Source organism: Hymenobacter crusticola (assembly GCF_002154225.1).
GTDB lineage: Bacteria > Bacteroidota > Bacteroidia > Cytophagales > Hymenobacteraceae > Hymenobacter > Hymenobacter crusticola.
The window spans coordinates 416,933-439,270 of record NZ_MTSE01000002.1; the positions used below are offsets into that span (position 1 = coordinate 416,933).

Below are 22,338 nucleotides of genomic sequence, written 5' to 3' on the forward strand. Positions count from 1 at the left end.
AAACGGCTTTTTTGTGTTGGGTGTAAAGTAATTTCTGGGTTCGATCGTCAGCAGCATTGCGCTTTGTGCCTTCTCTCATTTTGCTGCCTAGCTCATGCAAACCCCCTCACGATTTAACGGTAAAAAATACCTCAACACCATTGCTACTAGTGTGTCGCCGCCAAATGGCTACAGCCGAATGCTGCAACGCTGGCTCATGGGCAAGGAGATACGGACACCCCAGCAGCAGCTAGGCCCGTTTGCGGTCGATGTGGCCGCTTTGGCGGAACCGGTGCCTGCTAGTGCGCTGCGGGTTACGTGGCTAGGGCATTCATCGGTACTCCTGGAAATAGATGGCAAGCGCTTCCTCACGGATCCGGTGTGGAGCCGGGCTTCGCCCGTTGGGTTTGCTGGTCCTAAGCGGTTTTTCGCGATGCCTCTGCCGCTTACCAGCTTACCTGCCCTGGATGGCATTATCATCTCGCATGACCACTACGACCACCTCGACGAAGCCGCCGTGCGGGCTTTTGCCCGCACGAACGTCCCCTTCTATTGCCCGCTGGGCGTAGGCGCGCACCTACGGCGCTGGGGCGTGGCTGCTAGTCGAGTTACGGAACTGGATTGGTGGCAGCACATTGAAGTAGGCGGTACGCACACGCTCGTCGCGACGCCTGCGCGGCATTTTTCGGGCCGTGGCATGCTTGATCGGGACAGCACCTTGTGGGCCTCGTGGGTGGTGCTAGGGCCGCAGCACCGAGCGTTTTTCGGAGGCGACTCAGGACCGTTTGAGGCTGGCTTCCGCGAGATTGGGGCGGCGTACGGGCCTTTCGACCTGACTATGCTGGAAGTAGGCGCCTATGACGAAAATTGGGCGGATATTCACATGGGCCCCGATCATGCGGCGGCGGCGCACCAAGCCTTGCGCGGCCGTTTGCTGCTGCCGCTGCATTGGGGAACCTTCAACCTAGCTTTCCACAGCTGGACCGAACCCATAGAGCGGCTGCAAACCATAGCAGCGGCCCAGCACCTAGCGTTGCTACTGCCACAGCCAGGGCAGCGCGTTGATGCACGTAGCGGCGCTGCCAACTCACGCTGGTGGCACGAGCAGAGTACCCTGTAAGGTTTTCGGGCTATGAAAGAGAGGAGAATAGTTTCACTTAGGTGATAAGAAATGGGGCTCGCCTGCTATCTTGGCTATCTTAGAATGCAGAGAATGACTGAGTTCGAACGATAACTTACGTCGTAGATCCTGTGCCAGACAGCCCAATAGCCTATTTTCCTTCTTTCACCTAACTCTTCTCTCATGAGAAAACCATTACTCGTTTCTTTATTCTTGCTGCTAGTGTTGAGTGTCGCGGGACCCGCTTGGGCACAGAGTATCACCGTTACGGGCCGGGTGACGGGAGCCAACGGTGCCGCTGTGCCTGGTGCTACCGTGCTGGAGCGCGGCACGACCAACGGCACTCCAACCGACAACACCGGACGCTACCGCATTGAAGTGCCAAACACCGCCACGCTGGTGTTCTCTGCTATTGGCCTGACCACGCAGCAAATTCCGGTGAACGGCCGCACTACCGTTGATGTGCAGCTAGCCGACAGCAAAACAGACCTAAGCGAAGTCGTCGTGACGGGTTCGCGCGCGACGGAAGGCCGCTCCAACATTCTCACAGCCTCGCCGGTCGATGTGATTTCGGCCCGTGAGATTCGCGCTTTCGCCCAAACCGACGTGTCGCAGGTGCTTACCTACGCGGCTCCTTCGTTTCAGTCGTCGCGCCAGTCTATTACCGACGGCACCGACTTTATTGACCCAGCTAGCCTCCGCGGGCTAGGTCCCGATCAGGTGCTGGTGCTCGTGAACGGCAAGCGTCGGCACACGCAGTCGTTGGTAAACATCAACGGTTCAATCGGTCGGGGTTCGGTGGGTACCGACTTGAATACCATCCCGACGGCTAGCATCAAGCGCATCGAGGTGTTGCGTGATGGAGCAGCAGCGCTTTACGGCTCCGACGCTATTGCTGGCGTGATCAACATTCAGCTCAAAGATGACTCGACTGGGGTGAACAGCAGCGCCCTCTATGGCCAAACTACCGAGAGTGACGGCAAAACCGAACAAGTCGACTTCAACGTTGGCATTGGCCTCAATAAGCGTGGCTTTATCGATCTAAGTGGCCAATTCTTGAACCGCGGCTACGTGAACCGGGCTTTCGAAGACACGGCGCCGCTAATCTACCTAGGTGCCAATGGGGGCAATTATCCTGCCTCGGCTAACACGGAAGATGCCCGCCGGCAGCTAAAAGCGCAGGATGATGCTTTGGTAGCTACTAACGGCTTCAACCGCAAAGACATTCGTGTGGGCCAATCCGCTACGCGCAACTTTGGGGGCTTCCTGAATGCGGGTTACCGCTTAGGAATGGGGTATGAAGTGTATCTATCAGGCGGGGCTTCCTACCGCACGGGCCGCGGCCCGGGCTTCAATCGCCTGCCTAACCAACCCACGCAGAGTGACCCGAACATCTTTCCGAATGGCTTCCTGCCGTTCATCAACACCAAGATCTATGATCAGTCGGCCATTGTAGGCGTGCGCAAGACGTTCGGCGGTTTTGCCGCTGACCTAAGCAACACCTTTGGTCGCAACGAGCTAGGGTACTACGTAAGTGGCTCCATCAATGCCTCGCTGCCACAAGGCGCTGACCGAATTAATCCGACCGATTTCTACGCTGGGCGCCTGGCGTTCTTACAGAACACGACCAACCTAGGTTTCTCGCGCCATTTCACGGACCTAGGGCCGCTCGAAACCTTCAACCTCGCGTTCGGTGGTGAGTTCCGCTACGACCGTTTTCTGATCGGCAAAGGTGAATATGCTTCTTACGCCAACTTCGGCCGCGTTGCCAGCAATGGCAGCCCCGCCGTACCGGGCGCGCAGGTATTCCCTGGCTACCAGCCCCAAGACGAAACCAACCAGTCGCGCACGAACGTAGCTGGCTACCTCGATTTGGAAAGCGACATCACTGCGCGCTTGTTGTTGCACCTAGCAGGGCGGGCTGAGCGCTACAGCGACTTTGGCGGCAACGTGAGCGGGCAGGCATCGGCTCGCTACACGCTCACGGATGCGCTATCGTTTCGGGGCACCGTGGGCAATGGCTTCCGGGCGCCTTCCTTGCAGCAACGCTACTTCGTGAACACCAGCACGCAGTTTGTGAGCGGAGTGGCCAACCAAGTGCTAACCGTCAACAATGAGAATCCTATCGTTCGCAACGACATCAGCAACACCACCCAGCCAGGCTTCGGCGTGGAGCCACTGAAGCAGGAAAAATCGACGAACTACAGCGCCGGCCTCACGTCACGCATTGGCAAGAGCTTCACGCTTACGGTGGATGCGTACCAGATCGATATCCACGACCGGATTGTGCTTTCCTCGCAGTTCACCACGGCCAACCCCACGGTGGCTGCTATCCTGAAGGGGTTGCCTGTGAGCCGCGTGCAATTCTTCGCCAACGCCGTGAATACGCGTACGCGCGGCATTGATATCATTGCCAACGAACGCCTTACGCTAGGGGAGAGGAGCCGCTTGCTGCTGACCGCAGCCGCCAACTTCAACGAGACCAAGGTGCAAAGCGTCAATAGCTCCTCATCCACCATCAACAACGATCCTACGGCTGGCACGTCTAACTTGCAAAACACGCTCTTCGATCGTTCTCAGCGGGCTCGCCTGGAGAATGGCAACCCGCGCAGCAAAATCAACTTATCGGCAAATTATTCCTACGGCATCTTCGGCATTGAAGCTCGCACGGTGCGCTTCGGCGAAATTCAGATCAAAGACGCTGACCCAGCTCGCTCTAACCTTGACCAAACTTTCTCAGCGAAGTGGATCACGGACCTGACGTTGAGCGCTCAAATTATGAAGCAGATCGGTGTCATCGTTGGGGTGAATAACCTGTTCAACGTGTATCCCGACAAAATCTACGTCAACCCGCGCAACAACCCGAATAACTTCTCCGTCGACCCAACCCTGAGCTATAGCTCGACGCTCGACAACTCAAACCGTGGCCGTTTCCTGTACCCCGCCAACCAATTCGGCTTTATTGGGGCTTACTACTTCGCCCGCGTGAACTTCACGTTGTAGGCGAAGTCTAGTCTGAACTACTGCATAAGCACAAAAAGCCGGCTCACATGAGTCGGCTTTTTTGTTGAGCGCATGCGCTTTTTCCGGTGTAACATACCCTTAGGTACTTGACCCTCGGACAGGCTAGCAACCCTTGCGCTGTACATAATCGGGCGTGGTGCGCGAACCTAGGTAAAAGATTATGGTGAAGTTTGGGGATGCGGGCAAATGTTTTGATATTCAATTATATACCTGCCTTGGTAAGCGCCGCTGACACACCTAGGTCGCCTCCCACTATCCACCACCATACCACTCCAAAATCATTATGAAACGTTTACTCTATTTGAGCGCCTTCCTATCCCTAGGTGCCGTGACTAGTTGCGATGATGACGAAACGGGCGAGATCATCCGCCTGGCGCACGCCGATTTAGAAGCGAAAAGCGGCAGCAGCCTGACAGGCACCGTTAGCTTCAGCCAGCTGAATGGGCGCGGCGTCCGTGTGTACGTAGTGGTGAGTGGGGCAACGCCCGGCTTGCATGCCGTACACCTACATCAAAACGGCGACTGTTCTGGCCCCACGGCCATGAACGTTGGAACGCACTGGAACCCGACCAGCGAGCCGCATGGCCGGCGGGGTACGCCACCTTTCCACCGTGGTGACATCGGCAACATCACCGTGAACGCAGATGGTACGGGTGTGCTAGCGCTAACCGCCGAAGACTGGACCATTGGTGGGGCCGATGCGAGCCGCGACATCTTAAACAAAGCCGTGATTGTACACGCCGGCGCCGACGATTACGTAACCCAACCTTCCGGTAACTCTGGGGTGCACGTGGGTTGCGGCGTCGTAACAGACGATCTGTAGAAGCTGATGCGTTCTAAACATACAAAAGCGCTCCTCGCTACCTAGCGAGGGGCGCTTTTGTATGTTTAGAACGCTACTCTACTGACGCACCAATCGCTGTACTTGCAGACCATCAGCGGTGCGGGCAACGTACAGACCTGGCCGAACCGTTGCCGTCGGTTGCCACACCACCGTGCCATCGGCCTGGCTCGTAAGCTGCTCGACTACACGGCCTAGCTCATCTACAATTGTAACCGCCTGCGCCTTACGAGAAGCTAGCTGAAACTGCACCTGCTCGTGGAAGGGAGTTGGGTAGGCCGGTTGCGCTAGGGTTTGGCGAGAACGGGTAGCCAGAACCTGGTTTGTAACCAAAAAGGTGATAGTCCGGACCTCAAGGCCCGGCGTCGGACAGCCATTATCTTCAACTGTTACCGTGAAAGAATAACGTCCTAGTGGCTGTTGCGGTGGTACTTGCCAGTTGAGCTGCGCTTGACCCGCTGTAAGCATTTGAAAAGTAGCGCCCGGAATAAGACCACCGACATCACTGCTAATGCGAAGGATCTGGCCGGCATCAGGATCAGTTGCTGCTAGCTGAAGAGAAACAAGCTGGTCAGGTCTTACCGAAATTACTCGCTCAACCGGCTGTGGGGCTGCGGCGCCAGCTACTCTAGCTTCTGCAATAGTAGGATTATGGTTATCAGCGCCATTTGGGGATCTGAACACAATATCGCGCGTAACGCTCCCAATCTGCTGCCAACTGCCACCTAGGCGTCGGTATTCATCGACGCGAACAGCTGCAACTTGGTAGCCGATAACTACCGGGCGGGTGAGGAGTTCTCCGGTTGCCGCGTTCAAGTGAAAAAACGGAACAGCATTGCCCCCCGCTACTTGATAAGTTAAGAAAGGAAAAGCAGGCGTGAACTGAACCGGTCCGTACGTTACTCTAGCTCCCGTAATTGGATCAACAAACTCACCTCCTGCGGAACGACTATAGCTAATGGGAACACTACAGGTTCCAGGAAATTCCAGACCGGCTAAGGGTTGAGCAGAGGTATACACTAACGAATCGCCATCTACATCGAAGGCGCTGAAGCTATAACGACTTAACTCGTTGTTGATGAAAGAAGGTAGTGTGAACGAAGTAAACGTGGGGGAAGAATCTATAAGCCCGTTGGAGTTATCCAGTGTGGCTGCGATATGCATACTATTAGCGTAAGGCTCTACCAGGTTTAGGATTTCCATGCTCCGGTTGGACCCATAAGCGGTAAGTGTCCAGCGTGCTGGTGGTAATGTGACATCACCCTCGAAAATCTCCATTTCAAAAGGTGGTAAACTAGTGGAGCTACACGTAGGTAAGTAAGATCGTCGTTGCGTCAAAGGGAGCGTTGCGATGAAGTTCCCTGGCGATGTTTGCAAGCACCCATTGCTATTACAACTCACATAAAGCAAAGCTTCTCGAACCACCGCACTAGCATCACGGTAAAGCCTGGCGGTAATGTGGTACTGATTGGGCACGCCATTTTTAGGTGTAAAAGCTAGCTCACCCCCAGCCAGGTGAGTGGCCTGGCCAACAATGCTTCTCATACACAAGGCCGTGAGCAGCAGCATACGAAACAAGAGTAAACGCATAGATAGCAGGAGTATAAAAAGACGAGACACCACTTACTACACCCTCAAAATAAGAATTTGTTCTTTCTATATAGGCTGTTGCTCAAAATGGGAACGGGCTGGTAACAAATGAGCTATCTAGTGCGCTTTCCGAATAACCCTATAAACGAGCAGGCCCACCAGAACAACTCGAGGAAGTTGTTCTGGTGGGCCTGCTCGTTGAGGCAGAAGCGTACTACTTAGCTACTTTCCTGTCGAAGTAGACGACGTCGAATTGGTATCTAGAATCTTGAACAGCTCATCCAGCTTAGGCGTCAGGATGATTTCGGTGCGGCGGTTCATCGCCTTATTCGCGGGTGTATCGTTGCTAGCAACGGGCACATACTGCGAGCGGCCCGAAGCCGTAACCTGGCTCGGCGTCACGCCACCCTCGGTGAGCAGGCGAGCAATTTCAGTAGCGCGCAGCACGCTCAAATCCCAGTTGTCTTTCATGCCGCCCGAAGCTCCGCGAAAGGGTACGTTGTCGGTGTGGCCTTCTACCACCACGTTTACGTCTTTCTGCTCTTGCAGCACCACAGCTAGCTTTTTCAGCGCATCAATGCCTTTGGGGTCCACTTTGGTGGAACCGCTCTTGAACAGCAGCTGCTCAGACAGCGACACGTACACTTTACCGTCTTTCATCTTCACCTGCAAGTCGCTGTCTTTGAAGCTGAGCAGTGCGTTGCTCACTTTCGCTTTCAAGTCGTTCACGGCCTTGTCTTTGTCAGCGAGGGCCTGCTGAAGTTCGGCGAGCTTGGCTTCGCGGGTTTTCAGATCGGCATTCAGCTTATCAACGTCGGCTTTGCTTTTGTTGAGTGAGGTAGCTAGCTCACCTAGTTCCGCTTCGCGGCGAGCTAGGTCCTTGGCAACCTTATTATAATCAGCTGACTTGTCGGCAATGGCTCGGTCGCTGTTTTTGAGTAATTTATCGTAGCTATCGGTGAGCTGCGTATACAAATTGCGCGTCCGGCGCAGGGCGTTGCCGTTCTGGGTAGAGTCGTCCGCTAGGCGTCTGTTATCGAGCTTTAGCTGCGCTAGCTCGTCGGTTGTTTTCTTTAGCTCTGCCACGGCCTGGCGGTATTGGCGCTCAGCGGTGGCTTTTTCTTGCTCGGTAGCGGCTTGGCGGGCGCGCAGGTCATCGTATTTCTTCGACGCAACACAGCCTGGTAGTAGCGTGGTAGCGGCGAGAGCCGTGCTGAGTAAAAGAAGTTTAGGCGTTTTTTTCACTACTAATACTGCATTAAAGGGTAAGAACCCAACCTAGGCTGCTTCTAGCGCGTGGTCGGTATGGCAAGGTAGGACGTGGCAAGCGCAACTTGCAACTCTGGCCGGGAGCGAACCATTTTTCAGGCTATATTTGCCTTGTTCTTCCGGCGTATTCTTTCTATTTTCTTTTCGAATGGCCTTTCCCGCAAGCAACAGTGCAAGCGTTACGTTAGCCACAGTGCCGGATCTTCACCAGCTTTCTACTTCACCTACTTAATTTAGCGTCACTTCCTAGCGTCGGCCTTAGCGGCCGCGTTGACTTGTGTTCGACTAACTCAACTTAATCAAAGCTTGCAGCGAATAGCTAGCAGCTTCCTACAACATATGTCTTGGTTTAAGCGCGTAGAAAAAGGCATCGTTACACCAACGGAGGAAAAAAAAGAAACCCCGGATGGCTTGTGGTATAAGTGTCCCGAGTGCAAAACGGTGGCCACCATGGCCGAGCACAAGCGGCTGCTGTACACTTGCGCCAAGTGTAACCACCATGACCGCATCGACTCAGCCGAATACTTCGAAATTCTGTTCGACAACGACCAGTTTGTCGAACTCGATGCTGATATGACCTCGGCCGACCCTCTTCACTTTGTGGATACCAAGGCGTACCCGCAACGCTTGGCTGCTACGCAGAAGCAAACGCAGCTGAAGGATGCCGTCCGCACTGCGCACGGCCAACTGGAAGGACTAGACCTCGTGGTGGCGTGTATGGATTTTAAATTCATTGGCGGTTCCATGGGCTCGGTGGTAGGCGAGAAGATTGCCCGCGCCATCGACTATGCCCGCCAACACCGGATACCCTTCCTGATGATCAGCAAATCGGGTGGGGCACGTATGATGGAGGCTGGCTACTCACTCATGCAGATGGCGAAGACTTCGGCCAAGCTAGCGTTGCTCTCGGAAGCAGGCGTGCCCTACATTTCTATGCTGACCGATCCCACCACCGGGGGCGTAACGGCGTCGTTTGCCATGCTCGGTGATTTTAATATTGCCGAGCCCGGTGCCCTGATTGGTTTTGCGGGCCCACGGGTTATCAAGGAAACCATCGGTAAAGACCTACCCAAGGGCTTCCAAAGCGCCGAATTTGTACTGGAACACGGCTTTCTCGACTTCATTGTCGACCGTAAGCAGCTAAAGCAGCAGCTCGCTGACCTAATCACCATGCTCCGTCCAACGGAAGTAGCCGCGCCGGTTGCCACAACCCGTTCCAAATCGAGCGCCCGTTCCTAAGAACAGGTAGCGCCCTAAACCTCGGCCCGTCAGGAGCTTCTAATCCACATTGGATTCGTGAAGCTCCTGACGGGCCGAGGTTTTCTCTTTGAACGCGAGTTGGCTGCTTAACCTAACTAAACATTTTTTGTTCGGAAGCAGTAAGCAGGTGCACAGGAGCTTCCTCCTTACACTTCTTTACCACACAAGTTCCCATTTATGAAATCTCCCAAGTCGCTTCTCTCTTTGTTTATGGCGCTTACCCTGCTTTTGGGTTCGTGCGCTTCTTCCAAGCAAGCCAATCAATCAGACGGATATTCTACCACAGGTTCGGCGAACGGGACTGGTCCTCGCAAAACCGGAATGAATAAAACCACAAAAGGCGGCCTGTTCGGCGCTGGTGGTGGTGCCGTAGCGGGTGCTGTTATTGGCGGATTGCTCGGGGGGAAGAGTGGTACGGCCGCTGGCGCCATCATTGGAGCTAGTGTAGGCGGTGCCGGTGGTGCCCTGATTGGTCGCAAGATGGATAAACAAGCCGAGGAACTACAGCGTGATATGCAAAACGCCAAAGTAGAACGCGTAGGAGAGGGCATCAAAATCACCTTTGACGCGGGTATACTGTTTGACGTGAACAAAGCGGATCTACGCCCAGCTTCCATGACCGAGATTGAGCGCATGGCTACCGTGCTGACCAAATACCCCGACACCAACGTGCTGGTAGAAGGCCACACCGACAACACTGGCTCCGATGCTATCAACCAGCCCCTATCAGAGCGCCGCGCCCAAGCCGTTGCAGATTACACGCGTACGAAAGGGGTAGATGCTTCGCGCATCACCACCAAAGGCTATGGCTCATCGCAGCCGCTTGCCGATAACTCTACCGAAGCAGGCCGCCAGGCCAACCGCCGGGTGGAAATTGCCATCTATGCCAATGAAAAGATGAAGAAAGCGGCCGAAGCTGGTCGTTTGTAAGCCACAACAACTGCCGCAACAGAAAAGCAGTGCTCCCAAGCACTGCTTTTCTGTTATAAAAGCCCCTGACACTAAGTTTTTGGCGGCCAAAGCGTTTGGCGGGAAGTAGCAGCTTACCAGCAGCTGGGCTATAGCATAAAAGCAAGGAGTATTAAAAAATGCCTGTAATTTGCCGCTTAGTAGCAGTGTTCAAGGTAGCTGATACTGAAGGATGTAACGCTGATAAAAGCCTTTTACGAGGGTTTTTTTATCCTTTTCAAATAATTTATCAACCATTCTCAGCGTTTTGGCAAGGAGGTTGCAAAATGTTGGGTAGAAAAGGATTCCTTCAGAGCTATCGCTAAACACTTATCTGCCCTAGCTCACTTTTCTTACTACAAATAAATAAACTCAGAAACATGAAAACTCTCCGTTCGTATTTCGCCTTAATGCTAGCTTTCCTGCTGCTAGGCACTAGTTTCGCAAACGCCCAAGACTCAGCCAAGACCAAGAAGCCTTGGAGTAAAACTGCCAAAGGTGGTCTGCTAGGTGCTGGTGGTGGTGCCGTTGTAGGTGGCGTACTAGGCCGCGTAATTGGTGGCAAAAACAGCACGGCTGGTGGTGCTATCATTGGTGCTGCTGTAGGTGGTGGTGCTGGCGCTCTTATTGGCCGCCGCATGGACAAGCAAGCTGCTGAGCTGAAGAAAGACATGGAAGGCGCCAAAGTAGAGCGCGTGGGCGAAGGCATCAAAATCACCTTCAACTCGGGGATCTTGTTCGCTAAGAACTCGGCTACTTTGACCAGTGCTGCCGCTGAAAACATTAATACGTTGGCTGCCACGCTGAAAAAGTACGGTGATACCAACGTGCTAATCGAAGGCCACACCGACAACACCGGTACCGATGCCATCAACGATCCGCTGTCGAAGCGTCGCGCTCAGGCTGTCGCCAATGCTATCACGGCACAAGGCATCGACACCTCGCGCCTAACGACCCAAGGCTATGGCTCGAAGCAACCAGTTGCTGACAACGCAACGGAAGCTGGCCGTACGGCTAACCGTCGTGTAGAAGTAGCCATCTATGCCAATGAAAAGCTGAAGAAAGCTGCTGAGAAAGGCACCATCTAAGGCAAAGCGCTTAGCGCTTTAGCAGTAACGAAGCGCTGGTTCCAGAAGGAGCCAGCGCTTTTTTTGTGTCCGTTAGAAGCTAGGTCTTATGTGCCAGTAAGCCGCCAGTGCTACCTAGCTCGTAACCTAGCGTTGGGCTAGCCGGTACAACAGGCTATGACCGCTGCTACCACCCTCACGCCCGACCAGAAGACCTGGCAGAACCACCTTATCCTGCATGATTTCTATGGCCCATTGCCACTGGCACCGCGCCGTACGCCCATGCGCGAATTGATTTCGACGTTGCTCTCGCACCGAACGACGCACGTGGCCGAAGAGCTAGCCTATAGCCGGATGCTGGAGGAGTTTGGCGATTGGGAAGGCGTACTTGCGGCGGCTTTGCCTGCTTTGGCCCATGCCATTCGCACTACCCGTTGGCCCGATACGCAGGCACCACGTATTCAGGAAATCCTACGCCGCATTAAGGCCGAGCGGGGCGAGTTTAACCTGGATTTCTTGGCTGATTGGCCAGTAGAGAAAGGATTGCAGTGGCTAACGGATATGCCTGGTATTGGCCTAAAAACTGCCTCGCTCGTACTTCTCTTTAACTTCCAGAAGCCGGTGCTACCCGTTGACACACACGTGCACCGAGTAGCACAACGCGTAGGAATGATCGGTCCGAAAGTGTCGGTGGAAAAAGCGCATCAGTTACTGTTAGCGCAATTGCCTAAAGACGCGGTGGTGCTCCTCAACTTCCACAAACATAATTATTGGCATGGGCAGCATATCTGCTTTTTCACGAAACCAGATTGCGTGCGGTGTCCGCTGAAGGGCTTCTGCAATTACTACGAGGAACATTATGGCCCGGCTACGGCGGAGGCCCTAGCTGCTACCCCAAAGCACTGGGATACAGCTTGGGGTGAACTGCAGCATTGAGGCAAGCTAGGTAGTAGACCGGGTTCATGTAAAAGCTTGTAGCTTGCAACCTAAAGCTAGCAGCTAATCCATGCGCCTTGTTCATCATCCGGTCCTGTGTAATTACTACGTCACGTACCGGTGCAATGCGCGTTGCTCATTCTGCGACATTTGGGAGAAACCGTCCCCTTACATCCAATTAGCTGATGTAGAGCAAAACCTGCGCGACCTGAAGCGGCTTGGGGTGAGTGTTGTCGATTTCACGGGCGGCGAGCCGCTACTGCACCGCCAGATTCATGAATTTGTAGGCTTAGCCCACGACCTAGGTTTCATTACCACGCTCACCACCAATTGCCTGCTTTATCCAAAGTACGCAGAGCGTTTGCGCGGAAAAGTGGATATGCTTCACTTCTCCCTCGATGCTTCGGAAAAGGAAGTCCACGACAAAGGCCGCGGCGTAGCGTGCTTCGACTTTGTGCTCGAAAGCATTCGGGTAGCGAAGGAACTAGGAGAGCGGCCCGATATTTTGTTCACCGTTTTCCGCGAGAACTTAGCCGACTTAGAAGTTGTGTACCGTACCATTGCGCAGCCTAATGGCTTAATGCTCATCATAAATCCTGCTTTCGAGTACAACAGCGTGGCTACAGGTGAGCAGCTCACGACGGCGGAGCTAGACTACTTATCGGCTTTTGGCAAACGCAAAGGCGTGTATCTCAACGAAGCTTTTATTCAACTACGTCGCGATGGAGGCAACCACGTGGCGGCGCCTGTGTGTCGCGCAGCTAGTACTACGCTGGTTATCTCTCCCAATAATGAGTTGGTGCTGCCGTGTTACCACCTAGGTACCCAACAGTTTCCTATAGCGGGCCAACTATTTGACCTTTATAACTCCACTAACGTGCAGCAACTAGCGGCATTGGAGGGACGCCTGCCACAGTGCGAAGGCTGCACCATTAACTGCTATATGCAGCCTAGCTTCGCCGTCGAAACCAGCAAATACTTCTGGCAGGCGCTACCTAGCACGTTGAAATACAACCTGCATAAAGGCACGTGGAAGCGAATGCTCGCACGGTAGAAAAAGTAATTGAGTAAGCAACTGAGTAGATTCTAGAGGAAAGCTTATTATCTGCTTAATTGCTTCCGGATCTAGTCGATTCGCATCACTCGTTACTCTGCTCATGCCTGCTCTGATTCTACCAGTTCACGGGATTACGCCCCAGCTAGGTTCCAATTGCTTCGTTGCCGACAACGCCACCATCGTAGGCGATGTGGTGCTAGGTGCTGACTGCACCGTGTGGTTCAATGCCGTCATCCGCGGCGATGTAAACAGCATCCGTGTTGGCGAGCGAACGAACATTCAGGACGGGGCAGTGCTGCACTGCACCTACCTACGGGCCGCCACTACTCTAGGCGCGCGCGTTAGCGTTGGTCACCGCGCCATTGTACACGGTTGCACCATTGAAGATGATGTACTGATTGGTATGGGCGCCATCGTAATGGATCACGCGGTGGTAGGCCAAGGCTGCATTATTGCGGCGGGTGCAATAGTGTTGGAGAACACACAATGTGAGCCTGGCTACCTTTATGCGGGAGTGCCTGCCCGCAAGATCAAGCCCGTAACCGAACAGCAGCGCAGCAACTTACTCCGCACAGCCGATAACTATGTGTTATATGCTAGTTGGTTCAGCGATGCCAATGCAAGCTAGCAAGGAAAGAGCTAGCGTATAGATTGTAGGCGAATCTGGGTCCGACTCACATTTTCGTGTGATTGACAAGCTAGTAGGCAGGATTATACTTTTGCCACACGGTTTCGCTATGAGCTTCGAGTATGATGACTGACAACATGGTTAAGCACAATTAAGCGTGTTATATGTGCGCCTTTTATGGAGAGAATGCGCAAGTGTAAAAGCTAAGTTAGTTATTTATATGTAATATATTAATTTAAATATATTTGCAATTATGTCAATTTACTTGAACGCAAGACACATTCATTGCAATCAACTAATCTAAACTCTAGTAAAGATCATTTCTTCTTTTTCTCATATTCACCTCTTATTTACCAACCTTTTTTATGAACAAATAATATGCTCACCTATTTGCCGTTTTGATAGGTGTCGCCTCGCTGTCCGCTTGTAGCAAAGCCAATTTTGCGTTCAAACCTGCGACTTCGCCTTATCATGGCAGCGCAACGCATATTGTAAGTATTTCTGCTTCTAGGGAAGAGGCTCCAAGAGTAACGCTTGACAATGCTACTCTGACTGCTTCGACGGAGGGTGCAGTTGCTCCAACCGTAACTTCTGCCTATGCTATTGCTCAAGCAGCAGCCGTTCCAGTAAAGATGAAAACTGCTGCTACTCTAACTAAAGCTGCCAGCATCGAAGAAAAATCTATTACTACTGCATCTGCCAAAGCTGAGCGTAGAGTGGCGAAGCAGATGATCAAGCAGACTCTAAAGAAAGCACCAGAGGCGACAGAAGCCGGAGGGAAAAGTCAGGTGGTAGCCTTAGTCCTAGCTATCCTAGTTGGTGGGCTTGGCATTCACCGCTTCTATCTTGGCTATACTGGCATCGGAATAGTGCAGCTACTAACGTTGGGTGGTTGTGGCATCTGGGCTTTAATCGATCTAATTCGTATTATTACTGGCGACTTGAAACCAAAAGGTGGTGAGTACGCGAAAAAACTTTAAGCGTGGTCGGGCGCTAGTTGTAGTCGTAGGTTCAGTTGGGCTTTGGCTTTTATTGCTAGTGCTACCAGCATCCTTCTTCGATCATGGCCAATCAATCTGCTTGAGCCAACTGTTATTACATCGCGCATGTCTAGGCTGCGGTATGGCTCGTGCTTGCATGCATGCCTTGCATTTTGATTGGCAACAGGCCTGGAAATATAACCCGCTAGTCGTGATAGTGTTGCCTATGCTGACTTGGTTATGGGGTCAGGAAGTATGGAATCAGTCACGACGACTAAGCCAAGAGCTCATTGATTAGCACTAAGGATTTTACTCAAGCATAAAAAAACGCTCTAGGTATCTAGAGCGTTTTTTTATGCTTGAGTAAAATGAAGCTGTCCCCGTTACTTAATTATCCGATTCCAGGGCCTTCAAATCATTATCATCCGAAGTCGCGTCGGCACGTGTAACACGTAACTGGACCAAATCCACCACTCGCTTCGAGCGTTTCAAAATGCGAAACTCGTAGTTCTCGAGCACGGCGACATCTCCTACTTCCGGGATGTTACCATAAATTAGGTTGAGCAAGCCGCCTACGGTCTCATAATCTTCGCCCTCAGGTAAAGGGTAAGGGAGGTACTCGTTGGCGTCGGAAATGGGGGTGGACGCGTTTACACGGTACTCGTTCTCGGATATTTTCTCCACTACGGGTACTTCGTTGTCGTACTCGTCTTGGATTTCACCAACGAGCTCCTCGATAATATCTTCAATAGTAACGATGCCAGAAACACCGCCAAACTCGTCGCTCACGATGGCAATGTGCATATGCTTGCGCTGAAACTGGCGCAGTAGGCGATTAATCTTCTTCGTCTCGGGCACGAAGTAGGCTGGGCGCATAATCTTGGAAAGCTCCACTGACTCGTTGCGTCGAATGAGCTGAAGCAAGTCTTTCACGTAAAGAATACCCACAATATTGTCGATGGACTCCTCATACACGGGGATACGAGAATAACCTTCGCTGTACACGGTTTCTAAGACGGTATCCTGGGGTGATTTCACGTCGATAGCGGCAATTTTGGTGCGCGGCACCATAATTTGCTTTACCATTCGGTCGTTGAACTCGAACACATTCTCGATCAACTCGTGCTCCGACTCCTGAATCTCACCGCTCTGCTTGCTCTGGTCAAGCAACAACCGGATTTCTTCGGCGGAGTGTACATCGCCGCTGTGCGTTACGTGACCACCAAACAAGCCTGCAACCAAGTTGGACAGCTTGTTCAACATCCAGATAAATGGAAACGTGATGATGTAGAAGCCCCGCAAAGGCGCCGCGATAATCAAGCTTGTGTTTTCGGGTTGCTGAATAGCTAGCACCTTAGGTGCTTGCTCTCCAATGACAATATGTAACGTGGTAATCAGCGAAAACGAGGTGCCAAGCGCAACCCGGTGCACCGTTTCGGGCGACCACGCAAGGTTTAATTTGTGAATAATAGCCAGTACAATCTCTGCTACGACACTCTCACCGATCCAACCCAGTGCGAGGGAGGCGAGCGTAATGCCCAGCTGCGTAGCAGAAAGATAAGCGTCTAGATTTTGCAATAAGGTGAGCGTGAGCTTTGCTAATCGATTGCCTTCCTGCGCTTTCACCTCCATTTGAGAGAGACGCAGCTTGACCAGAGCAAACTCTGCTGCTACAAAAAATCCGTTCAGCAAAACCAGCAGAACGGTAAATAGTATGTTTAAGCCCATAGTGTCGGTTGCGTAGGCTTAGCCGGCCTAGCCCCCATGTTATGACAAAAGTACGAGATTCCGCCCAAGCGGTTCGGGGTAAAGAATAAGACAACAGTCTGGCAAGCATGCTGGTTCATCTGGATTATCAATGCTTATAGCAGAAAGTGTGACACTTCCTGCCGAACTTTGTTTGTTCTCTTACTGAACTTTGCCTTTTTGTTACTGCATGTTTATGCCGCGAAAAATAAGTTTGCTGACCTTCTTACTTACCTGGTGCTTTGCACTGGTGGCTTCGGCCCAGGTGCTCACGCCCACCAAACTCTCCACTGCCGTCAGCAAACCGGCCGCCCAAGTGGGAGAGGAAATTGAGTTGATCGTGAACGCGCGAATCGACGATAAGTGGCACCTTTACGCCACCGACTTCGACCCCGACCTAGGTCCGACGGTGTTTGCTTTTACATTCCCGAAGAGTACTGCTTACGAAGTTGTCGGTAAACCCAAGTCAGTAGGCGCGACCAAGCACTTCGACGACGTCTTTAAAGGCGACGTAATGTACTTTGAGAAGACTGGCCAAATTCGCCAGCGCATTCGGGTGCTCCAGCCAGGGCCGCTCACTATCCAAGCCAGCGTAGAATATCAAAGCTGCACCGACGTAGATGGGCGCTGTATCCCGGGCGATGAAAAACTCAGCTTCGGCCCCGTAGAGATAACCGGCAAAGCGGCTGCACCTGCCAAACCTAGCAAACCCACCGGAGCCATCACGCCAGCTTCCGCGGATAGTGTCGCGCTGGCTACCATCGCGCCCCCAAAAGCTACGGCAGCCGCTACAACAATCGCATCTGCCCCGGTTGATACTGCCACGCAAGCCGCCGCGGCTACCATTACGAGCAATGAGTCAGGCTCTACGCCAGCCACTACGTCGGCAGCTACGGTAGCATCAACTGCTGTTGCCGGTGCTACTGCCGCCGACGGGGGCAGTTTGTGGAGCTTTGGTTTTTTGGCCTTCTTATCGGGCCTCGCTGCGCTTATTACCCCTTGCGTGTTCCCGATGGTACCCATGACGGTGTCATTCTTCACGGGTAGCGCCGATAGCCGTAGCCAAGGTATTCTGAAGGCCCTAGTCTACGGTCTGTCTATCATCCTGATCTATACTATTATTGGGGTTGTAGTAGCACGTTTGCTAGGTGAAGACGGGCCTAATTTTATGGCTACGCACTGGCTACCCAACCTGGTCTTCTTTGTAGTCTTTGTGGTGTTCGGTTTGTCCTTTTTAGGCTTGTTCGAGATTACGCTGCCGCACGCCATTGTGAATAAAGCCGACGCGCAAGCCGATAAAGGAGGCTGGCTAGGAGTCTTTTTCATGGCTTTCACCCTTGTGCTCGTATCCTTTTCCTGCACAGGGCCTATTGTGGCTACGGTACTTGGCCTAGCTGCACGGGGACAGACGATTATGCCAGTAGTTGGTATGTTCGGCTTTTCGCTGGCCTTTGCGCTGCCTTTTACATTGTTCGCTATTTTTCCATCGTGGCTCAAGAGCTTGCCTCGTTCGGGTGGGTGGCTGAATACGGTGAAGGTGGTACTGGGCTTCATCGAGTTGATGCTAGCACTTAAGTTTTTGAGCATGGCTGACCTTGCCTATCACTGGAATATTCTCAACCGTGATGTGTATTTGGTGCTGTGGATTGTGCTGTCGGCGTTACTTGGCCTGTACCTGCTAGGGAAGTTTAAGCTCTCCCACGACAGCGACTTGCCCCACGTGAGCGTAGGACGCCTACTGATGGCCGTGCTTGCTTTTAGCTTCATGGTGTATTTAGTGCCGGGCCTATTTGGTGCGCCGCTGCCGCTGCTAGCAGGTTATCTGCCGCCTCAAAGTAACCGCGACTTTAGCCTAGCTAGCGCCGAAGCACCGGCGATGGCAGCGACCAACACCTTGTGCGAGCAACCGCGCTACGCAGAGTACCTAGAACTGCCGCACGGCCTGCAGGGCTACTTTGATCTTGAGCAAGCTAAGCGTTGCGCCCGTCAGCAACACAAGCCTATCTTCATTGATTTCACGGGCCATGCCTGCGTAAACTGTCGCAAAATGGAAGCTACCGTTTGGAGTGATCCGCAAGTACTGAAGCGCCTGCGCGAGAAGTACGTAGTAGTGGCCTTGTATGTCGACGATAAAACGGAGCTACCCAAGACCGAGTGGTATACCTCAAAGCGCGACGGACAGGAAAAAACAACGCTTGGTAAGCAAAATGCCGATTTGCAGGTGGTAAACTATGGCGTTAATGCGCAGCCGTACTACGTGCTGCTGAACCCCGATGGCACCAGCAACCAACCGCTCGTGACACCAGTAGCCTACGAGCCCGATGTGGCCGACTTTGTAAAGTTCTTAGATGCTGGACTAGCTAGCTACCAACAGTCGGCAGCGCCCGTAGCAAGCCGCTAATCGCAAAATCAGCCGCGTAATGTTGCCGATTTTCAAATACTAATGCGATTTGGCTGAGGAGTTTACTAGCCAAACAAGAAAAAAGGGAGCCACAGGTAAGACTGTTGGCTCCCTTTTTACGTAGATTCGCCGTGCAAAAACACGCAGAAATATAAAATAAAAAGGCTGCACCCACCCAGATGCAGCCTCTTAAATAAGAACGCACCCACCCAGATACGTTCCGTTATTTCCCCTCACACATTGTCCACCCAAAAAGCTGTAGAAGAAGGGTTCGAACCTCCACGGTGTAGTTAGCCGGCCGCCGGACCAGTTTCTCCCAAATCACCACCCCCGAGAGAGGAGGGCATGTCTGCCAATTTCATCATTCTACATTTTGACTCGCCCGCCGTTCGCGTTTGATTATGACAAATGTAGAAGAAGAATCCTTATTGTAAAAACATTGACGGCTTTTAATTGAAAATTTACAGTATTTTTAATTTATGGCTGTTATTTTTGAAAGGCACATAATCACCCCACCCAAATAATATGAGGAATTACGAACTTGATGACACCGATCGTAAGATTCTAGCGCTGTTGCTGGAAGATGCCAAAATGCCCTACACCGAGATTGCGCGGAAAGTACACGTCTCGGGTGGTACAGTACACGTCCGAATGGCACGCATGGAGGAGCTAGGTATCGTGCAAGGTGCTACCTTACGCGTTGATTATCAAAAGCTAGGCTATGGAATGACGGCCTTTCTAGGCATTTACCTCTTGAAAAGCTCGCTCTATAATAGTGTGGCTGAGCAGCTGCGAAAAATCCCGGAAGTAGTGAGCATCTACTATACAACAGGTAATTATGGCATGTTTACCCGCATCGTGTGCCGCGACACCCAGCATTTGCGTGATGTACTTCACGACCAAGTACAGCACATCGAAGGCATCGAACGAACCGAGACGCTTATCTCCTTAGAGGAAACCCTAAACCGCCCCGTGCAACTGCGTTAGGCACCTAGCCAAAACGAAAAAGAGCCGCCTAGATATAGGCGGCTCTTTTTCGTTTTGGCTAGGTCGTTGACCTACATAGTAGATTTAGTGGTCGTTGTCGTTTTGGTCGTTTTGCTAGACGCGGCCGACGATTCTTTGCGTACAGGAGCTGTCGTCGTTTTGGTAGAAGCGGCTCTCGTGCTAGTGCCTCCTGTAGAAGTAGTCGTCTTCACAGTAGAGGTGGCAGCGGGGCGAGTAGTCGTCTTCGACGTTTTTGTGGTCGTGCTGCTGTGGCTAGCTTGTTGGGTGGAAGTAGTAGGCGTTTGAGCCACGGCAATGGAACCAGCCAAGCTCAGCAAACAGGTAAGCTGAAGAGAGCGAAACATAGGGAGAGAAAATAAGGTGAGAAAGTACATAAATAACGAAAGGATAAGCTAAAAGTTGAGCTTACGGCCTGGAAAGTATTGATCTACTTAACTATTTTTATATACTGCTGCTGATGCTTTCAGCGTGAGTACTTTTCGTAGCTATCCTATTCCCCTCGTGCCTTGGTCTCATGAGCGTTTACTTACCCCTTTTGGCATTGGTGCTGTTGGGAGCAATGCCCCGCGTGAGCTGTGGACAAAGTTTACCAGCAGTGTATCTGAACGCTCGCAACCAAGAAACGGTACCCGATAGCGCTACTCATTACCGCGTCGTCAACCAGAAAGAAGAGACGGGAGGCTACGGGATGCGCGAGTATTCATTAGCTGGTACATTGCTGTTACAGGGCACTTTATCGGCTATCGATCCGCCGGTGCGCAATGGTGTGTTCACATGGTTTCACCCGAGCGGCGCCAAAGCCAGCCAAGTGCAGTACCACAACGATAAAGCTAACGGCTTATACCTAGCTTGGTACGAAGATGGACGCGTACGCCAGCGGGGCGAATACATGAGTGGGCGGCGCACTGGGCGCTGGCTTAGTGTGCACCGCAACGGTCAAAAGCGTTCCGAAGGACACTATGTACTCGGGCGGCCACACGGCGAATGGCGTTATTACTTCAACACAGGTCAGCTTAGCGCAGTAGAACGCTTGAGCCAAGGCCGCAGTATGAGCCTTGCTTTATACCAAGCCGATGGCACACCTAGCTCGGCTGGTGGACCGCGCCGGCAAGCGCCGGCATTTCCGGGTGGTGAAGCTGCCTTGCTCGACTACCTGGCCCGCAACACGGTGTACCCCAAAACGGCCCGGCAGCGCAATATCATCGGCAGTGTGCACGTGTCCTACACCGTTGGCGAAGATGGTCAGGTAGGGCAAATACACATCGCACGGGGTCTCTCTCCCGAAATCGATAGCGAAGCCCGGCGCGTGGTAGCTAGCTTGCCCGCATTCCAACCGGGCCATGAGTACAATGTGCCCACCGCGATGACGTACACGTTGCCAATTCATTTTGCTCCCTCCTTTACATTATTACACGGCGTGCGCCCCGCCCAGGAGCCCCCGACTGAAGCGCGAGTGGGTTATCCGGACGAAGGCTTATGAGGGCTTGGTCGGTTAAATCCACCTCTCTATCTGTTTTCTTATCGAGGTAATTTATTGTGTGTGCGTAGTTTAATTCCTTTAGGCTATTGGCAGAGGAGGCTAGCTGGCATAACGCTTGAGTTAAGAAAGGCAGATACGTCTTTAAACTTTCTGTCTGAGTGGTAGTGGCCCAACTAATTGCCAACTATTCTTCTCAACTCATTAAGCCTTATTGCTTTATCCATGAAAGCTCCTTGTTTGCCCTTGCAGCCGCTTTTGCCTGTTAGCTTCCATCCCTTCCAACGCCGCTGTACTACCCCTAGGTGCTGCTCCTGCCTCTGAAATCCGGCAAGATGATCATGACAAAGATCGTAAGTGCGATGAGGACCATAAGCCTACTGCTGCCGAGCGTGGCTGAGTATAAGAACGACCATGCCACGATGGGAGTAGCAAGTAAGCTAGCCTAGCCTTAGAACACGAAAAAGCCCCGCTCTTCCTTGGAGGAGCGGGGCTTTTCTATGTAGTGCCTAGGTAAACTAAGCGGTTACTTGCGCATCTAGTTTCTGAGCGAGTACGTGCTTCGGTACAGCACCTACTTGCTTATCCACGATTTGGCCATTTTTGAACACCAGCAGCGTTGGGATGCTGCGGATGCCGAACTTGGCCGACGTCTGTGGATTAGAGTCTACGTCAACTTTACCGATAACGGCTTTGCCTTCGTATTCGCCAGCCAACTCTTCCACTACCGGGCCAACCATGCGGCACGGGCCGCACCACTCGGCCCAGAAGTCCACGAGTACAGGCTTATCAGAGTTGATAATTTCGTCGAAGTTAGCATCGGTAATTTCGATGGTTTTGTGTCCCATGATAGTCAGGGTTTATGTTCAAAAGATGTGCTGTTTACGGTCAACCGGGCCGCAAGGTAGCAGTTGGGAGTTCAACAAGCTGCAATGTATAAAGTTCAAAAGTTGAATTAATAAACGTATATACATAGGTTGTTGAACGCTTCTGCCTTTGCAGGGATC

General features: G+C 52.5%; 19 protein-coding genes. 14 read left to right on the forward strand and 5 right to left on the reverse strand.

Annotation, left to right across the window (positions count from 1 at the left end; all coding sequences use genetic code 11):
- The first annotated feature begins 94 nt into the window (after nt 1-94).
- The 3 genes from BXP70_RS05055 (at nt 95) to BXP70_RS05065 (ending at nt 4,946) form a co-directional block, all read left to right on the forward strand.
- Nucleotides 95-1,099: an MBL fold metallo-hydrolase gene (locus BXP70_RS05055; RefSeq protein WP_086592934.1), complete on the forward strand. Its 1,005-nt coding sequence runs from the start codon at nt 95-97 to the stop codon at nt 1,097-1,099.
- Between the two features lie 183 nt (nt 1,100-1,282).
- Nucleotides 1,283-4,102 (forward strand): TonB-dependent receptor, encoded by a 2,820-nt coding sequence (locus BXP70_RS05060; protein WP_086592935.1) that lies wholly within the window; start codon nt 1,283-1,285, stop codon nt 4,100-4,102.
- Nucleotides 4,103-4,406: 304 nt separating this feature from the next.
- A complete protein-coding gene (locus BXP70_RS05065) occupies nt 4,407-4,946 on the forward strand; it encodes a superoxide dismutase family protein (protein WP_086592936.1) in 540 nt (179 codons plus the stop codon).
- 78 nt (nt 4,947-5,024) lie between these two features.
- Here the strand turns inward: BXP70_RS05065 and BXP70_RS05070 are convergent, their stop codons facing one another.
- Together BXP70_RS05070 and BXP70_RS05075 are read right to left on the reverse strand one after the other, a co-directional pair.
- Nucleotides 5,025-6,128, reverse strand: coding sequence for a T9SS type A sorting domain-containing protein (locus tag BXP70_RS05070; RefSeq protein ID WP_143436370.1), 1,104 nt, complete (start codon nt 6,126-6,128; stop codon nt 5,025-5,027).
- A gap of 648 nt (nt 6,129-6,776) precedes the next feature.
- Nucleotides 6,777-7,799, reverse strand: a complete 1,023-nt coding sequence (locus BXP70_RS05075) for an OmpA/MotB family protein (protein WP_086592938.1) — start codon at nt 7,797-7,799, stop codon at nt 6,777-6,779.
- Between the two features lie 363 nt (nt 7,800-8,162).
- Between BXP70_RS05075 and accD the strand changes: the two genes are divergently transcribed.
- From accD to BXP70_RS31000, 8 genes are all read left to right on the forward strand, one after another.
- A complete protein-coding gene (gene accD, locus BXP70_RS05080) occupies nt 8,163-9,062 on the forward strand; it encodes an acetyl-CoA carboxylase, carboxyltransferase subunit beta (protein ID WP_086592939.1) in 900 nt (299 codons plus the stop codon).
- A gap of 198 nt (nt 9,063-9,260) precedes the next feature.
- Complete coding sequence (locus BXP70_RS05085; protein ID WP_245849510.1) at nt 9,261-10,013, forward strand: OmpA family protein; 753 nt, start codon at nt 9,261-9,263, stop codon at nt 10,011-10,013.
- Nucleotides 10,014-10,411: 398 nt separating this feature from the next.
- On the forward strand, nt 10,412-11,119 hold the full coding sequence (locus BXP70_RS05090; RefSeq protein WP_086592941.1) for an OmpA family protein: 708 nt from the start codon (nt 10,412-10,414) through the stop codon (nt 11,117-11,119).
- Nucleotides 11,120-11,275: 156 nt separating this feature from the next.
- Complete coding sequence (locus tag BXP70_RS05095) at nt 11,276-12,034, forward strand: endonuclease III domain-containing protein (protein WP_086592942.1); 759 nt, start codon at nt 11,276-11,278, stop codon at nt 12,032-12,034.
- A gap of 70 nt (nt 12,035-12,104) precedes the next feature.
- Nucleotides 12,105-13,088, forward strand: a complete 984-nt coding sequence (locus tag BXP70_RS05100) for a radical SAM protein (RefSeq protein WP_086592943.1) — start codon at nt 12,105-12,107, stop codon at nt 13,086-13,088.
- Between the two features lie 103 nt (nt 13,089-13,191).
- Nucleotides 13,192-13,719: a gamma carbonic anhydrase family protein gene (locus BXP70_RS05105; protein ID WP_086592944.1), complete on the forward strand. Its 528-nt coding sequence runs from the start codon at nt 13,192-13,194 to the stop codon at nt 13,717-13,719.
- A gap of 398 nt (nt 13,720-14,117) precedes the next feature.
- Nucleotides 14,118-14,699 carry a TM2 domain-containing protein gene (locus tag BXP70_RS30305; RefSeq protein WP_218779742.1) on the forward strand — a complete coding sequence of 194 codons (582 nt, stop codon included), beginning with the start codon at nt 14,118-14,120 and terminating at the stop codon, nt 14,697-14,699.
- A gap of 58 nt (nt 14,700-14,757) precedes the next feature.
- Nucleotides 14,758-14,997 (forward strand): DUF2752 domain-containing protein, encoded by a 240-nt coding sequence (locus BXP70_RS31000; RefSeq protein WP_394334974.1) that lies wholly within the window; start codon nt 14,758-14,760, stop codon nt 14,995-14,997.
- An 89-nt stretch (nt 14,998-15,086) separates the two neighbouring features.
- Here the strand turns inward: BXP70_RS31000 and BXP70_RS05120 are convergent, their stop codons facing one another.
- Nucleotides 15,087-16,427: a hemolysin family protein gene (locus BXP70_RS05120; protein WP_086592947.1), complete on the reverse strand. Its 1,341-nt coding sequence runs from the start codon at nt 16,425-16,427 to the stop codon at nt 15,087-15,089.
- Between the two features lie 214 nt (nt 16,428-16,641).
- Between BXP70_RS05120 and BXP70_RS05125 the strand changes: the two genes are divergently transcribed.
- Both BXP70_RS05125 and BXP70_RS05130 read left to right on the forward strand, forming a co-directional pair.
- Complete coding sequence (locus BXP70_RS05125) at nt 16,642-18,846, forward strand: protein-disulfide reductase DsbD family protein (protein ID WP_086593190.1); 2,205 nt, start codon at nt 16,642-16,644, stop codon at nt 18,844-18,846.
- 525 nt (nt 18,847-19,371) lie between these two features.
- The gene (locus tag BXP70_RS05130; RefSeq protein ID WP_086592948.1) at nt 19,372-19,833 is read left to right on the forward strand and encodes an Lrp/AsnC ligand binding domain-containing protein; all 462 of its coding nucleotides are present in this window, start codon (nt 19,372-19,374) and stop codon (nt 19,831-19,833) included.
- 71 nt (nt 19,834-19,904) lie between these two features.
- Here the strand turns inward: BXP70_RS05130 and BXP70_RS29370 are convergent, their stop codons facing one another.
- On the reverse strand, nt 19,905-20,198 hold the full coding sequence (locus BXP70_RS29370; protein WP_143436372.1) for a hypothetical protein: 294 nt from the start codon (nt 20,196-20,198) through the stop codon (nt 19,905-19,907).
- A gap of 170 nt (nt 20,199-20,368) precedes the next feature.
- Here BXP70_RS29370 and BXP70_RS05140 point away from each other — a divergent pair, with 170 nt between their 5' ends.
- Entirely contained in the window at nt 20,369-21,334 is a 966-nt protein-coding gene (locus BXP70_RS05140) for an energy transducer TonB (protein WP_086592950.1), read from the forward strand.
- 515 nt (nt 21,335-21,849) lie between these two features.
- On the opposite strand, the gene trxA is transcribed toward BXP70_RS05140, so the two are convergent.
- Nucleotides 21,850-22,179 carry a thioredoxin gene (trxA, locus tag BXP70_RS05145; RefSeq protein WP_086592951.1) on the reverse strand — a complete coding sequence of 110 codons (330 nt, stop codon included), beginning with the start codon at nt 22,177-22,179 and terminating at the stop codon, nt 21,850-21,852.
- Nucleotides 22,180-22,338 lie beyond the last annotated feature (159 nt).

Excerpts from the sequence above, each read along its gene's own strand:
- BXP70_RS05070 (WP_143436370.1), bottom strand. The coding sequence starts at position 6,128 with ATGCATATCGCAGCCACACTGGATAACTCCAACGGGCTTATAGATTCT.
- BXP70_RS05140 (WP_086592950.1), top strand. The coding sequence starts at position 20,369 with ATGAGCGTTTACTTACCCCTTTTGGCATTGGTGCTGTTGGGAGCAATG.
- BXP70_RS05125 (WP_086593190.1), top strand. The coding sequence starts at position 16,642 with ATGCCGCGAAAAATAAGTTTGCTGACCTTCTTACTTACCTGGTGCTTT.
- BXP70_RS05105 (WP_086592944.1), top strand. The coding sequence starts at position 13,192 with ATGCCTGCTCTGATTCTACCAGTTCACGGGATTACGCCCCAGCTAGGT.
- BXP70_RS05120 (WP_086592947.1), bottom strand. The coding sequence starts at position 16,427 with ATGGGCTTAAACATACTATTTACCGTTCTGCTGGTTTTGCTGAACGGA.
- trxA (WP_086592951.1), bottom strand. The coding sequence starts at position 22,179 with ATGGGACACAAAACCATCGAAATTACCGATGCTAACTTCGACGAAATT.
- BXP70_RS05090 (WP_086592941.1), top strand. The coding sequence starts at position 10,412 with ATGAAAACTCTCCGTTCGTATTTCGCCTTAATGCTAGCTTTCCTGCTG.
- BXP70_RS29370 (WP_143436372.1), bottom strand. The coding sequence starts at position 20,198 with ATGTTTCGCTCTCTTCAGCTTACCTGTTTGCTGAGCTTGGCTGGTTCC.
- BXP70_RS05095 (WP_086592942.1), top strand. The coding sequence starts at position 11,276 with ATGACCGCTGCTACCACCCTCACGCCCGACCAGAAGACCTGGCAGAAC.
- BXP70_RS05100 (WP_086592943.1), top strand. The coding sequence starts at position 12,105 with ATGCGCCTTGTTCATCATCCGGTCCTGTGTAATTACTACGTCACGTAC.
- BXP70_RS05055 (WP_086592934.1), top strand. The coding sequence starts at position 95 with ATGCAAACCCCCTCACGATTTAACGGTAAAAAATACCTCAACACCATT.
- BXP70_RS05065 (WP_086592936.1), top strand. The coding sequence starts at position 4,407 with ATGAAACGTTTACTCTATTTGAGCGCCTTCCTATCCCTAGGTGCCGTG.
- accD (WP_086592939.1), top strand. The coding sequence starts at position 8,163 with ATGTCTTGGTTTAAGCGCGTAGAAAAAGGCATCGTTACACCAACGGAG.
- BXP70_RS05085 (WP_245849510.1), top strand. The coding sequence starts at position 9,261 with ATGAAATCTCCCAAGTCGCTTCTCTCTTTGTTTATGGCGCTTACCCTG.
- BXP70_RS05130 (WP_086592948.1), top strand. The coding sequence starts at position 19,372 with ATGAGGAATTACGAACTTGATGACACCGATCGTAAGATTCTAGCGCTG.
- BXP70_RS05060 (WP_086592935.1), top strand. The coding sequence starts at position 1,283 with ATGAGAAAACCATTACTCGTTTCTTTATTCTTGCTGCTAGTGTTGAGT.